This is a genomic window from Streptomyces sp. NPDC048142, from assembly GCF_043202835.1.
Lineage (GTDB): Bacteria > Actinomycetota > Actinomycetes > Streptomycetales > Streptomycetaceae > Streptomyces.
In genome coordinates this window covers 19386-31983 of sequence record NZ_JBIDBC010000022.1, presented here as the reverse complement: position 1 = coordinate 31983, position 12598 = coordinate 19386, and the positions used below count along the sequence as shown (strand labels likewise).

The window sequence follows — 12598 nt, the reverse complement described above, 5'->3', positions numbered from 1 at the left end:
TCGCGCGACCACGGAGCGGCGGCGATCCGCGGTGGGAAGAGAGGGGACGGGACGACGACCCGCAGGTGAGGAGAGGCCGCAGAGAGGTCTCGCAGAGGGGCCACCGAGGCGCCGCCGACCGGAATCCGGGCAGGGTGTGCTTTCCGGCCACGGCAACGGCCACGGCCACGGCGGTGCACACAGCTCCCGTGCCGGACCCGGCGGTGGCGGAGAGGTCAGTCAGCCGCCCGGGTCACCGGCTCTTCGTGCGGAAGGGGCCGCCGTCGCCGAACGCGAGGCGGGCGAAGCGTTCGGCGATGCGCCGGTGGGTGGCGGGGTCCGGGTGCAGATCGTCGGGCAGCGGGAGTTCGGCGTGGTCGCTCCCGTTGTAGAGGCCGAGGCCGTCGAGGTAGTGCAGGTGGGGGTCGGTGGCGGCGCGATGTCCGACGATCCGGGCCAGCTCGTCCCGGATGACGGTGAGGGTGAGCTTCCCGGCGGCAATCTCCGCGGGGTCGCCGGTGGCCATGAACCCCAGTCGCCCTTCACCCATCGCGCTGTAGTCCGGAGCGCTGGGGCCGGGCGTGGTCTCGTGGATCGGGCAGCAGATCGGCGAGACGACCAGCAGGGGTGCGGTGGGGTGCCCTTCGCGGATGGTGTCGAGGAAGCCGTGGACGGCCGGGGCGAACGCGCGCAGCCGCATCAGGTCGGTGTTGACGACGTTGATGCCGATCTTGACGCTGATCAGGTCGGCGGGGGTGTCGCGCATCGCGCGGGCGGTGAAGGGGTCGAGCAGCGCGCCGCCGCCGAACCCCAGGTTGATCAGTTCGGCTTCGCCGAGGGCGGCGGCCAGGGCGGGCCAGGTGCCGGTCGGGGTGGCGGCGTTGGATCCATGGCTGATCGAACTGCCGTGGTGCAGCCAGACCGGTCGGCCGCTCGGCCGGGGGCTCTGGAGGGGCGCGTCGGTACGCAGGGCGACCAGGTGTGCGGTCTCGTCGTGGGGCAGCCAGATCTCGACGTCCTTCTCGGCCTCCGGCAGACCGGTGAACCGGAGCGTTTCCACGGGGCCGGGCCGGGTCTGTGCGGTCATCGAGACCAGATCGATGGTGAGTGTGTCGCCGTCCGGGGCACTGGCTCGGGCCACCGGGCGGCCGTCCACGAGGAGTTCGTACACGCCGTCGGGGCGCGGCGGCGCCCCGGGATGGACCCGCTTGGTGGCCACCACGTCCAGCTCGACGGCGGTGGCCCGGGTGCGGAACGCCAGCCGGACCCCGGAGGGCTGCGACTCCGCCATGGCCAGTTGACCGTCGGGTATCTGCAGCCGTGCGTGCTCGGGCAGCCGGTGCGGCAGCACGCCGCGTTCGGTGTGCTCCAGGTCGAGCGCGCCCCGCAGGATGGCGGGGGTGATGGGCGTCGTCGTCCAGTCGTGCTGGGTGGTCATGCTCTGGGTCTCTTCGTTCGTCGAAGGGCTGGGAGGAGTGTGCTCAGGTGCGGGCGGGCCAGTTGCGCAGCAGGGCGTCGAGCGCGTCGAGGATCTCGGCCCAGCTCTCCTCGGATCCGGGGGAGCTGTGGCTGAAACCGCCGGCCGTCTCCAGCTCCACATAGCCGTTGAAGACGCTGCCCAGGAGCCGCACCGCGTGTGTCTCCTGGAGCTCGGTCAGGGCATAGCCGCGCAGGATCGCCCGCGTCATCCGGGAGTGCCGGACACCCGCGCCGGCGGCCGCCGTGTCCGGGTCGAGCCGGAACCGGGCCGCGGTGAAGCGCCCCGGGTGCTGGAGGGCGTAATCGCGGTAGGCGTTGGCGAACGCGCTGAGCGCGTCCTTGCCGGACCGCCCGGCGAGAGCGGCTGACGCCCGGTCGGCGAGCTCCTCCAGGGCGAGCAGCGCGATCTTCGTCTTGAGGTCGTGGGCGTTCTTCACGTGCGAGTAGAGGCTCGCGGTCCTGATGCCCAGCTTCCGGGCCAGCTCCGAAGGGGTCACGTGCTCGAAGCCGATCTCGTCGGCCAGCTCGGCCCCCGCCCGTACGACCCGTTCCGCGTCCAGTCCTGCTCGCGCCATGCCACGCTCCGAACGCTTCTCTGCGATTGCCTAAAGAAATATACATTTGCCTAAGAGTATTAGGCATCTTAGCGTGGATTGCATGGAACCGCTGACCGAGCAAGAGATCCGTACCGCATTCGTGAACTGCACCAAGGGCGAGGCCAAGCGCCTGTCCGTCCCTCGCGACCTGGCCGACCGCCCCTGGGGCGACCTGGACTTCCTGGGCTGGCGCGACCCTCAGGCCCCCGACCGGGCCTACCTCGTGACCGTGTCCGACAAGGGGCCCGTCGGGATCCAGCTGCGCTCCTCCGACGCCGGCTCCTGGCAGACCCGCCGCAGCATGTGCTCCCTGTGCGTGACCGTCCATACCGGGGGCGTCTCCCTGCTGGTGGCCCCGAAGTCCGGGAAGGCGGGCCAGCAGGGCAACTCGGTCGGCGCCTACATGTGCAGCGACCTCGCCTGCTCGCTCTACGTACGCGGGAAGAAGGACGCCGGTGTCGGGGCGCGGCTTCGTGAGTCGCTCACCCTGGAACAGCAGATCCAGCGAACCGTGGCGAATCTCGACGCGTTCATCGACAGGGTGACAGGGTGACAGGGTGACAGGGTGACAGGGTGACAGCGGCGGTGAGGCTGACCTCCCTTCCCCTTCCCTCTCCGGCTTCCGCGGCGCTTCTGCGGTACATGGAGCGCTTGCAGTCCTTGCGGTGGCTCTGAAATGAAGACAGGGCGGCATCGCGGGATGTGACACCGCGCCAGTGTTGGGTGAGCCACACGCACGGTGCCTGCCGCCGAGCCGTGGAGCGTCGGCGTGGGGCACGGGTGTGCCGCCGCCGACCGCGGACGGCATGATTCCGGACGGCGAGGTGAACGGTTCCGGCCATGTGCGGTGCGGGGTTCCGTCCCCTGCCGGTCCGCCGCACCCGCTGGACCTGAGCAGATGCGGAACGGCTCGGGCGGGGGTGAAAGGTACCGGCCAGATCCGCCGTCCCGCGAACTGGCCGGTCCGCGCGTCGACCACATAGGTGCCTAGGGCATCCAATTGGTGTGTGGTGTGGAGCGACCCGCTCCGCACCTATCACCGAGCTCTGCGAGGCGACCGCTCCCATGACGGAATCCACGACGGAACCGGCCCGCCAGGACCCTGACTCCACCTGCCCCGCCCACGCCCCCGCCCCCGAACCGGCCACCGCGACACCGTTCCCGCAGGACCGCGACTGCCCTTACCACCCGCCCACCGGGTACGCGCAGCTGCGCGCGGAGCGGCCGTTGAGCAGGGTCGCCTTCTTCGACGGACGTCCGGTCTGGGCCGTCACCGGGCACGCGCTGGCCCGACGGCTGCTGGCGGATCCACGGCTGTCCACCGACCGCACCCACCCCGGCTTTCCCGTACCGGCCGAGCGGTTCGCGAACGTACGGCAGCGGCGGGTGGCTCTGCTCGGCGTCGACGATCCCGAGCACAACACACAGCGCAGGATGCTCATCCCGAGCTTCTCCGTGAAGCGGATCGCCGCCCTGCGCCCGAGCATCCAGGAGACCGTGGACCGGCTGCTGGACGAGATGGAACGGCAGGGGCCGCCGGCCGAGCTGGTGGCCGACTTCGCGCTGCCGGTGCCGTCGATGGTGATCTGCGCGCTCCTCGGTGTGCCGTACGCCGACCACGAGCTCTTCGAGGGGTGCTCACGGCGACTCCTGCGCGGCCCGGGAGCGGCCGATGTGGACAGTGCCCGGGTCGAGCTGGAGGAGTACCTGGGTGCCCTGATCGACCGCAAGCGGGTGGAACCGGGGGAGGGGCTTCTGGACGAGCTGATCCACCGGGACGGCCCGGACGGGCCCGTCGACCGTGAGGACCTCGTCTCGTTCGCCATGATCCTGCTCGTCGCGGGGCACGAGACGACGGCGAACATGATCTCGCTCGGTACGTTCACGCTGCTGGGGCACCCCGGACAGCTGGCGGCGCTGCGCGCGGGAGAGACGACGACGGCCGTGGTGGTCGAGGAGCTTCTGCGGTTCCTGTCCATCGCCGACGGGTTGCAGCGGCTGGCGGCCGAGGACATCGAGGTGGCCGGGACGACGATCCGCAAGGGCGATGGCGTGGTGTTCTCGACCTCGCTCATCAATCGCGACACCGAGGTGTTCGCCCATCCGGAGACGCTCGACTGGGACCGGTCGGCCCGTCATCATCTCGCCTTCGGGTTCGGCGTCCACCAGTGTCTGGGCCAGAACCTGGCGCGCACCGAACTCGACATCGCGCTGCGCACGCTCTTCGAGCGGTTGCCGGCCCTCCGGCTCGCCGTGCCCGCGCACGAGATCCAGCACAAACCCGGAGACACGGTGCAGGGCCTGCTGGAACTCCCCGTGGCGTGGTGAGCCGCATGGGCATCCGGGTCGACAGGGAACGCTGCGTGGGGGCCGGCATGTGTGCGCTGACCGCTCCGGACGTGTTCACGCAGGACGACGACGGGTTCAGCGAGACGCTTCCCGGCCGCCCGGCGGCGACGGGGGACCACCCGCTGGTGCGGGAAGCCGTGCGGGCCTGCCCGGTGGGGGCGGTGGCCCTGACCGACGACTGACGGGCTCGACACTTCGTCACGGTGCCCGGCCGCCATGCACAGGGCCCGACCGGCGGGGTGCAACAGGTTGCACCCCGCCGGACTTCCGCTCCTTTACGCGGCGGGGGTCGGGCTGATCGTCACCCGGGCGCCCCCGTGATCTTTGAGTAGCTGTACGGATAGCAGTAGTCCATACAGCCGACAAAACATGATCCTATGATCACCACCCCGTGGATCGTGATGCTCTCCCTGGCCGCGCTTCTGGCTTCTGCCGCTGTGGCCTGGCATAGGACCCCTGCTCCACGACAACAGCGGAGGTCCCGCATACGCCGTGCCCTCTTCATAGGTCTCAATATCACCCTGATGCCGGCTCTCGTGGCATGTGGGGGCGCGACCAGCGAGAAGGCCGTGCGCAGTCTCGCCGGCAGCTCGGAGGCGGTGAAGGCGCGGCAGGAAGCCGAGTCCTGGAGCCGTGACACCATCGCCGCCTGGGACACCGAAACCCCGCTCACGCTCGGGCTGGTTGCCCTGGAGGACGAGTGCGCGGGCGGGCAGGCGAGAGAGTGGTTCTTCCCATCAGGTGACGATCGGTACGACATCCGCTGCACCATGTACGTCACTGCCTATTTCGGTGCCGACCCCCGCCGTATCGCCGACACCATCGACGGCGTCCTCGCCGCAGGAGACCGCACCGGATCCTCCATCCCCTTCGCCCACGACTTCTCGTACGCGCGAACAGTCGTCGACTACTACCGGGGAAAGACGGGCGACCCGCAAGGGCCCGGGACCGGCGAGCCGAAAGAACTCTTCGCCGCGGCAACGACCACGCTCAACTGGGACCAGGTGCGCAGCGGAGACGCCCGTGAACTGATCGAAGAGCCGCGCCCGTGCGCACCCCCTGGCCCGACGGTACGGCGTTGCCTGCACGAGCCGACCTCTACCAGCGTGGATGATCTGCGCCGCGAGTACGGGATGGTGTTCAAACTCACCATCCCCACCCAGCAGTACTTCACCGTCTGGAAGTAACCGGACTGATGTCGTGCACCTGCGACGGCCGCCCCGGCGCACCGGGTTGTCGGTGGGGCAGATCGACAGATCGACGTATCCCGGAACTGAGGCCTCCGCCCGCGAACGGGGCCGACGACGCCACCACCGTAAGACTTCCGTCACCTGAGAACGATGGCCACCGGTGCGCCGGGCGACTTGAATGGATCTTCCTGAGCCGGTCGATCCCGGTCGATCCCGATCGAGCAGGCTCACCGCAGGAGGAGGAGTGATGGGAAACGTGCGCGAGAGGCTGACCCGGCCGGTGGTCGCGGGACTGCTGGTGGCCGTCGCACTGGCAGGAGCGGGGCTCTACTGGTTCCAGCCGTGGACGCTGTGGCAGGACGAGACCGTCCAGGAGGCATTGCCTGGGGCGGCGGCGCTTCCTGTGGGCGGCTCTGGCAGCGAGCCGACGGCGTCGGAGCCCCCCGAGGCCGCCGGCCCGGTGACCGTGGCCACGGGGGAGCTGATCAGCCATGAGCACCACACGTCCGGCACGGTGAGGCTGCTCCGCCTCGCCGACGGCTCGCACATCGCACGGCTGGAGGGCCTCGACACCAGCAACGGTCCGGACCTTCGGGTGTGGCTCACCGACGCGCCGGTGAAGGAGGGACGAGACGGCTGGCATGTCTTCGACGACGGAGCGTACGAGAGCCTCGGCAAGCTCAAGGGCAACAAGGGCGACCAGAACTACCGGCTGCCCCCTCATGTAGACCCGGCCGACTTCACCAGCCTGACCATCTGGTGCGACCGGTTCGACGTCTCCTTCGGCGCGGCCGAGTTGACCCGCCCCGTATAGCGAGCGCCCTCACCCGATACGGCTCGGTGGTCCGACGGATCACACCCTGGGCCCGAGGCTGCTCCGGCACGAACAAGGGGTGCAGGCCGAGCTGTTCCAGGCGTTCGCGCTGCTCGGGCATCAGACCCCGCCACACCGCCGGTTCGCGCTGCCGGCGGGCCCACGGTCCCGACGGCGACTCCGTGGACGGTGACACCGGGCAGGACATCGGGGATGCCGTGGTCCTCGGCGAGCAGCATACGGACGGCGGCGTAGTGCCGCTGCTGGTCGACGGGCCACGACGGATTCCAGTCCGGGGCGATCGCCGCCGGTGCCCCCGTCCGGGGTGCATGACATCGCGTCGTCGCAGGTGTCGTGCACCTGGACCGGGTCGAGGCCGATCACGGAAAGGGCTCCGCCCCGGGCGGTGGTGGTTCGGCAGGGCACATGCTCGACGAGCCGCTCGTCGTGTGCCTGGAGCTGGAGCCCCTGCTGTACGGCGATCAGAGGGCGGTAGCTTGCCGAGGCCATCATGTGGTCCGGGTCTTCGCCGGGCCGGAGATGCGCTGGGATGACCAGCCGGGACGCCTTCCCCTCGGCGGGGTCGCCGGCGCGCAGGACCCGGCAGGCGCGCGGCCGGGAACAACCGCATCCCCCAGTCGCATCTGGAGAAAATCCAACGTACGTCCAACGAGCGTCCAACGTACGTCCAACAAACGCGCAAGGAATGTCCCATCACTGTACGGTGAGGCCGTGAGTGAGAACAGTGTCGAAGCGCTCCTCGAAGAGGCCCGCCTGACAGCCGCCGCTCCGCCGCCGGCCGAGCGGCAGCGGCTGCGTGAAGCAGCAGGCCTGTCCCGTGCTCAGGTCGCGTCGGCGGTCGGTGTCGGACGTTCCACCGTGGCCAACTGGGAGACCGGGGTCTCCGACCCGCAGCCGCCCGCACGCCTTCCCTACCTGCGCCTGTTGAAGGGCCTCGTCGAAATCTGGTCGGCCACCCCCACGCCCGCCCCCGCTCCGGCCCCGGCAGCCGACCCGGGCGAACCCGGCGCCCCGGCCGCCCCCGCCCCGGCGGCCGCCTCACCCACCCCGGCACCGGTCCCGGCCCGGCCGCAGCACCGAGCCCGGTCGGCCGTCCGCGCCCGGCCCGAGACGGCATCGCTCATCGGCCGCGCCGTCCAGGAAGAAGCCGAACGCTCCGGGGGCGACGAGGAAGCCGCGCTCAAGGCTCTGATCAAACGGGCGATCCCGGACGTGATGCACCTGTTCAACGAGACCCGGGCCACCACCCGTTACGACTACACGGCCCACCCCGCCCTGCCCGACATCCTGAAGAAGCCCTCGATGAAGGACCCGGACCGGATCTGGGAAGCCCGCCCCCGCTTCCACCACCCCGGCTACTCCCTCAAGGCCCCCGGCGACACCGGGGTCACCGCCCTCGTCGTCGACGCCGCCTGCCTGTCCGCGCTGAAGTGCTGGCTCCCCATCGGCAATCTGGAACACAGCACCGGCGCCGGCGGTGTCCATCCCAAGCGCTCCGGCGTTCACCTGATCACCCCCGCCCCATGGCCCCACCCGCACCTGCCGGACCCGATCGGCGACCGTGACGGACTCGGCGCTCTCTGGATCACCGACGCCACCCTGCGGCTGCTGCAACGCCTTTCCGGACCCAAGTACGGTCTCACCGGGGCGCCCGTGATCCACGAGTCGTGGACGTCCGGTGCTACGGAGAACGCCCTCGACGCCCTGCGCAAGACCCTCGGGGCCGCCCGGGAGGCAGCCATCGCCGAGGACGACTTCCTGACGCTGGAGTATGTCAAGGCGATGTACAGCAAGTTCATCTCGACGATGGGGGAGTCGACCGACAACCGCGAGATGGTCCGGCCGGACTGGATGCACATCATCCGCGGCCAGGCCTACGCCAACCTCTGGGCCAAGGCCCACCAGGCCCACCAGGCAGGCCTGACCGTCGTCGCGATGGCGGGTACCGACGAACTGCACGTAACGGGCGACTGGCGCCAGGTCTTCCCCGAGGGCCGAGGTGTGACCCGGATGAGGATCAGGCACGGCGAGGGCAGGGCGTCGGGCGAGTACACGATCGGCACGGTGACCCGCTGATGGCAGGCCGCCGGCTGAACTTCGGCCGGTGCGACGCCAACGGTGTCCAGCGCGCCGACGCCCTGGGCATCGCGATCAAGAACGTGATCACCGGCATCGCCTCACCCGTCGACACCGAGCGCGGCCCTGCCGTCCGCCTGCGCCACCTCACCACCACCGACGCGGGTTACGAGGCCATGGACCGCGCCGGCGCATCGACGTCTCGCCACTCCAGGACCGGACCTCGTCGACCAGACCGCGGTGGAGCGCACGTACCGACGCGACCCGGTCAGCCGTAGCATCGATGTCCGCGGCGTGCGGGACAGGGCTGTCGACGCCTGACTCGACGGCAGCGCACAGGAGCTCGACGCCATCTGGGACCGGAACATCGATGACCCCGGCCCCGACCACGACGCATACAGCAACGCCTCCTCCACCGGCTGGGTCACCTGACCGGCCCACCGCACACGAGCTGGGGGAGCCGACCGAAAGGCATAGGGAACATGACTGGGCAACGCGACCGTTGGGCGGAACTGACCGGTGGAGAAGCCGGGGAGAAATACGCTCGGCGTTTCGCCCAGCTCGCCGCATCGGGCCACGACATCCACGGCGAGGCCGCCTTCTGCGCCGCGCTGCTGGAGCCCGCCGCGCGGGTACTCGACGCCGGCTGCGGCACCGGCCGGATCGCGATCCGACTCGCCGAGCTGGGCCACCACTGCACCGGAGTGGACGTCGACTCCTCGATGCTCGCCGTCGCACGGCGCGACGCACCCACCCAGGAGTGGCTTTTTGGCGACCTGTCCCGTCTGGACGCCCTCGGCCTCGATCCGGACTTCGACCTGGTGCTCGCCGCCGGGAACGTCATCCCCCTGCTGGTCCCCGGCACCGGACCGACCGTCGTCGGGCACCTGGCGGCCGCACTGCGCCCCGGCGGTCTGCTGGTCACGGGCATGGGACTGGACGCGGCACACCTGCCACTGCCGGAACCGCCCATGACCCTCACGGAGTTCGACGACTGGTGCACCCGCGCCGGACTGACCTTGCGGCAGCGCTACGCGACCTGGAGCGGCGACCCGTACCAGCACGGCTGCGGCTACGCCGTGAGCGTGCACTCCCGCCCCGCCTCTTGAGCAGCTCCGCGTGAGCTCACGCCGCATGAACTCGCGCCCCTTGAGTACGTGCCGCATGAGCTCGTGCCACACGAGCCCGTTTCACATGAGCCCGTCGGCCCGCACACCGCCACTGCCCCCCCACCACCATCGCCCCCATCACGGCTCCCCTTCCTCACAACCTCCGGAGACACCTCGATGCCACGCGTCCTCCTGATCGAAGACGATCCCTCCGTACGCGAGGGCGTCGAGATGGGGCTGCGCCGGCGCGGGCACGAGGTCCTCGCCACCGCCACCGGCGAGACCGGCCTGGACGCGCTGCGCACCTTCCGCCCCGATCTCCTGCTGCTCGATCTGATGCTGCCCGCCATGAACGGCGTCCAGGTATGCCGCCGCGTACGCGAGACCAGCCAGTTGCCGATCATCATGCTGACCGCGCTCGGCGACGGACTGGACATCGTCGTCGGACTGGACGCGGGCGCGGACGACTACATCGTCAAGCCCGCCCGTACCGAAGTCATCGAGGCCCGCATACGCGCCGTACTGCGCCGCATGGAGAGACCGGCCGACGCGAGACCCGCCGTCGAGCACCACGGCGAACTCGACATCGACCGCGCCGGCCACACGATCCTCAAGTCGGGCGAGCCGGTCTCCCTCGCACCCTCCGAACTGAAACTGCTCCTGCACCTGTCCGCGACGCCCCATCAGGTCTTCAGCCGGCAGCGGCTCCTGGAAAGCGTCTGGGAGCACACCTACCACAGCGACGTCCGGCTGGTGGACGCCTGCGTGCGCCGACTGCGCGTCAAGATCGAGGACCCGTCCCGCAGCCCGCGGTACATCCAGACCCTGCGCGGCTTCGGCTACCGCTTCGGCCCGCTGTGAGAAGGACCGCGACGACCGCCGCGTTCGGGCTGCGCACCCGCCTCGTACTCGCGTTCCTGCTGGTGGCCGCCGTCAGCGCCGTCACGACCGCCGCGCTGACCTACCGGGAGGCCCGCAGCGCGGTCCTCGAACGCGCGCAGGACACCGCTGTCGTCTCCTTCCGCGAGGAGGCGGAACGATTCGCCCCCAGCCTGCCCCTGGACCCGGAATCGCTCCGGTGGGACCTCTACGACATCGCGGCGCGCTCCCAGCCCCATCCGTGGATCGTCTTCGCCGAGTACGGCTCACTCCGCGTCTCCTCGGGTGACCGGCCCGCCTCCGGAGTGCTGACCGCGAAGCTGCGTCGCACCGCACTCACGTCGCCGCACGGCAGCTTCCAGCGGGTCGTCAAGGACGGGCGCGCCTACCTGACGATCGGGATGCCGGTGATGACCCGGGTGGTGGCCGGCGGTGACGCGGTGCCCAGCGGTCTCGTCCTCTTCGCCGTGATGGCCATGACGAACGAGGAGGTGGACATCGACGCACTGGTGACCGCAGCCCGCGACGGTGCGCTGCCGGGACTGGCCGTGGCCCTGGTGCCCGCCCTGCTCGCCGCGCGCAGCGTGCTGCGCCCCGTCCGCGAACTGCGCCGTGCCGCGCACTCCATGGGCGGTGGGCAGCTCGACACCCGTATCCCCGTACACGGCCGGGACGAGATGGCCGACCTGGCCAGGACGTTCAACGAGTCGGCCGCTCGCCTCGAACACTCCGTACAGGAGCTGCGGGACGCCGGCGGGCGGGCCCGGCGCTTCGCCTCGGACGTCTCGCACGAGTTGCGTACCCCGCTCGCCGGGATGCTCGCCGTCACGGACCTGCTGGACGAGGACGCCGGGGCGCTCGACCCGGACACCGCGCGAGCGGTGCGCCTGATCAGCGCCGAGACCGGCAAACTGGCCGTGCTGGTGGAGGACCTGATGGAGATCTCCCGCTTCGACGCCCGCGCGGCGGAGCTCAACGCCGACGAGGTGGACGCGGCGGAGGCCGTGCGCAGCACCCTGTCCGGCAGGCAGTGGCAGGGCAGGGTCCGCGCCGAGCTGCCCGACGGACTCCGTATCCGCCTCGACCCGCGCCGCTTCGACGTCATCGTCGCCAACCTCGTCGGCAACGCCCTGCGCCATGGCACCGTACCGGTCACCGTACGGCTCTCGGCCCACGGAGGCGCGCTGATCACCGAGGTGTACGACAGCGGCCCCGGGATCGCCCCCGACGCGCTGCCGCACATCTTCGACCGCTTCTACAAGGCGGACGCCGCGCGGTCCCGGTCGTCGGGCAGCGGTCTCGGACTCGCGATCACCGAGGAGAACGTACGGCTGCACGGCGGCACGATCCACGCGGAGAACGCCCCCGGCGGCGGCGCGCGATTCACGGTACGCCTGCCCTTCGACGGGCCCGGGTCCAGGAACAGCACACCGGACGGCCCCGAACCCGCCCACGACGCGGAGCCGGCGGACAACCGCGAGCGAACGGAGGCCACCGCATGAGACGGACGGTGTTCCGCGGGCGCCCGGCGGTCGGACTCGCCGCGCCGGCCGTGCTCGCCGGGGGACTCCTCGCCGGCTGCGGCATCCAGGAGACGGCCGTGATCGAGGCGGGCCGGCCGGTCGTCGCCGACCTCCTTCCCCCGCGCGAGGGACGCGTCCTGTTGTTCTTCTTCTCCCCCGACGACGAACTGCTGCCCGTGCCCCGGATCGTCGAGTCGCCGTGGGAGAGGGGGAACGAGGGGCCCGGCAGTTCGGCCGCGGCGGGCGAGGAGATGAACGAGTCCGCCTCGCCGCTCGTGGCCGTCACCGCCCTGCTCGCCGGACCGGACAAGGCCGAACGGCGGGCCGGACTGCGCAACGCCCCCTCGCTGCCGCGCGCGGGCTCCGCCGCGTACCGGGTCGTGGTGGACGGCCCCACCGTCGAGGTCGAACTGCGGCTGCGGGTGACGCGACTGGCCGCCCCCGCCCGTGACCAGCTCGTCTGCACGGCCGCATATGCGGCGCACGCACAGGGGGCTGTGTCCGTCAGCCTGGTCGGGCCGGACGGGCGCCTCGCCCCGGCCGACTGCCCCGTTCGCCCGGTCCCGGCCCCGGCACGCTGAGC

The 12598-nt window shown here is 70.9% G+C and carries 13 protein-coding genes; 11 read left to right on the top strand and 2 right to left on the bottom strand.

Features of this window, described 5'->3' with window-relative positions; translation table 11 throughout:
• Window positions 1-232: 232 nt before the first annotated feature.
• Window positions 233-1417: a GDSL-type esterase/lipase family protein gene (locus ACGF2Y_RS24900; RefSeq protein ID WP_392951434.1), complete on the bottom strand. Its 1185-nt coding sequence runs from the start codon at window positions 1415-1417 to the stop codon at window positions 233-235.
• 43 nt (window positions 1418-1460) lie between these two features.
• Window positions 1461-2033 carry a TetR/AcrR family transcriptional regulator gene (locus ACGF2Y_RS24895; RefSeq protein ID WP_392951432.1) on the bottom strand — a complete coding sequence of 191 codons (573 nt, stop codon included), beginning with the start codon at window positions 2031-2033 and terminating at the stop codon, window positions 1461-1463.
• A gap of 82 nt (window positions 2034-2115) precedes the next feature.
• Between ACGF2Y_RS24895 and ACGF2Y_RS24890 the strand changes: the two genes are divergently transcribed.
• The 11 genes from ACGF2Y_RS24890 to ACGF2Y_RS24840 all read left to right on the top strand — a co-directional run bounded on the left by ACGF2Y_RS24890 (window position 2116) and on the right by ACGF2Y_RS24840 (window position 12596).
• Window positions 2116-2607 (top strand): FBP domain-containing protein, encoded by a 492-nt coding sequence (locus ACGF2Y_RS24890; protein ID WP_392951429.1) that lies wholly within the window; start codon window positions 2116-2118, stop codon window positions 2605-2607.
• Window positions 2608-3119: 512 nt separating this feature from the next.
• Entirely contained in the window at window positions 3120-4382 is a 1263-nt protein-coding gene (locus ACGF2Y_RS24885; RefSeq protein WP_392951427.1) for a cytochrome P450, read from the top strand.
• 5 nt (window positions 4383-4387) lie between these two features.
• Window positions 4388-4585: a ferredoxin gene (locus ACGF2Y_RS24880; protein WP_392951424.1), complete on the top strand. Its 198-nt coding sequence runs from the start codon at window positions 4388-4390 to the stop codon at window positions 4583-4585.
• Window positions 4586-4927: 342 nt separating this feature from the next.
• Entirely contained in the window at window positions 4928-5590 is a 663-nt protein-coding gene (locus ACGF2Y_RS24875; protein ID WP_392951422.1) for a hypothetical protein, read from the top strand.
• Window positions 5591-5840: 250 nt separating this feature from the next.
• A complete protein-coding gene (locus ACGF2Y_RS24870; protein ID WP_392951420.1) occupies window positions 5841-6407 on the top strand; it encodes a DM13 domain-containing protein in 567 nt (188 codons plus the stop codon).
• A gap of 732 nt (window positions 6408-7139) precedes the next feature.
• On the top strand, window positions 7140-8504 hold the full coding sequence (locus ACGF2Y_RS24865; RefSeq protein WP_392951417.1) for a helix-turn-helix domain-containing protein: 1365 nt from the start codon (window positions 7140-7142) through the stop codon (window positions 8502-8504).
• Window positions 8504-8782: a hypothetical protein gene (locus ACGF2Y_RS24860; protein ID WP_392951415.1), complete on the top strand. Its 279-nt coding sequence runs from the start codon at window positions 8504-8506 to the stop codon at window positions 8780-8782. The genes ACGF2Y_RS24865 and ACGF2Y_RS24860 overlap by 1 nt, the downstream gene beginning before the upstream one ends.
• Before the next feature lie 204 nt (window positions 8783-8986).
• The gene (locus ACGF2Y_RS24855) at window positions 8987-9613 is read left to right on the top strand and encodes a class I SAM-dependent methyltransferase (RefSeq protein WP_392951412.1); all 627 of its coding nucleotides are present in this window, start codon (window positions 8987-8989) and stop codon (window positions 9611-9613) included.
• Between the two features lie 177 nt (window positions 9614-9790).
• Window positions 9791-10474, top strand: a complete 684-nt coding sequence (locus ACGF2Y_RS24850) for a response regulator (protein WP_392951409.1) — start codon at window positions 9791-9793, stop codon at window positions 10472-10474.
• On the top strand, window positions 10471-11994 hold the full coding sequence (locus tag ACGF2Y_RS24845; RefSeq protein WP_392951406.1) for an ATP-binding protein: 1524 nt from the start codon (window positions 10471-10473) through the stop codon (window positions 11992-11994). The genes ACGF2Y_RS24850 and ACGF2Y_RS24845 overlap by 4 nt, the downstream gene beginning before the upstream one ends.
• Entirely contained in the window at window positions 11991-12596 is a 606-nt protein-coding gene (locus ACGF2Y_RS24840; protein ID WP_392951404.1) for a hypothetical protein, read from the top strand. Before ACGF2Y_RS24845 ends, ACGF2Y_RS24840 begins: the two co-directional genes overlap by 4 nt.
• The last annotated feature ends 2 nt before the right edge of the window (window positions 12597-12598 follow it).

Excerpts from the sequence above, each read along its gene's own strand:
- ACGF2Y_RS24890 (WP_392951429.1), top strand. The coding sequence starts at position 2,116 with ATGGAACCGCTGACCGAGCAAGAGATCCGTACCGCATTCGTGAACTGC.
- ACGF2Y_RS24900 (WP_392951434.1), bottom strand. The coding sequence starts at position 1,417 with ATGACCACCCAGCACGACTGGACGACGACGCCCATCACCCCCGCCATC.
- ACGF2Y_RS24875 (WP_392951422.1), top strand. The coding sequence starts at position 4,928 with ATGCCGGCTCTCGTGGCATGTGGGGGCGCGACCAGCGAGAAGGCCGTG.
- ACGF2Y_RS24880 (WP_392951424.1), top strand. The coding sequence starts at position 4,388 with ATGGGCATCCGGGTCGACAGGGAACGCTGCGTGGGGGCCGGCATGTGT.
- ACGF2Y_RS24895 (WP_392951432.1), bottom strand. The coding sequence starts at position 2,033 with ATGGCGCGAGCAGGACTGGACGCGGAACGGGTCGTACGGGCGGGGGCC.
- ACGF2Y_RS24885 (WP_392951427.1), top strand. The coding sequence starts at position 3,120 with ATGACGGAATCCACGACGGAACCGGCCCGCCAGGACCCTGACTCCACC.
- ACGF2Y_RS24850 (WP_392951409.1), top strand. The coding sequence starts at position 9,791 with ATGCCACGCGTCCTCCTGATCGAAGACGATCCCTCCGTACGCGAGGGC.
- ACGF2Y_RS24860 (WP_392951415.1), top strand. The coding sequence starts at position 8,504 with ATGGCAGGCCGCCGGCTGAACTTCGGCCGGTGCGACGCCAACGGTGTC.
- ACGF2Y_RS24870 (WP_392951420.1), top strand. The coding sequence starts at position 5,841 with ATGGGAAACGTGCGCGAGAGGCTGACCCGGCCGGTGGTCGCGGGACTG.
- ACGF2Y_RS24840 (WP_392951404.1), top strand. The coding sequence starts at position 11,991 with ATGAGACGGACGGTGTTCCGCGGGCGCCCGGCGGTCGGACTCGCCGCG.
- ACGF2Y_RS24855 (WP_392951412.1), top strand. The coding sequence starts at position 8,987 with ATGACTGGGCAACGCGACCGTTGGGCGGAACTGACCGGTGGAGAAGCC.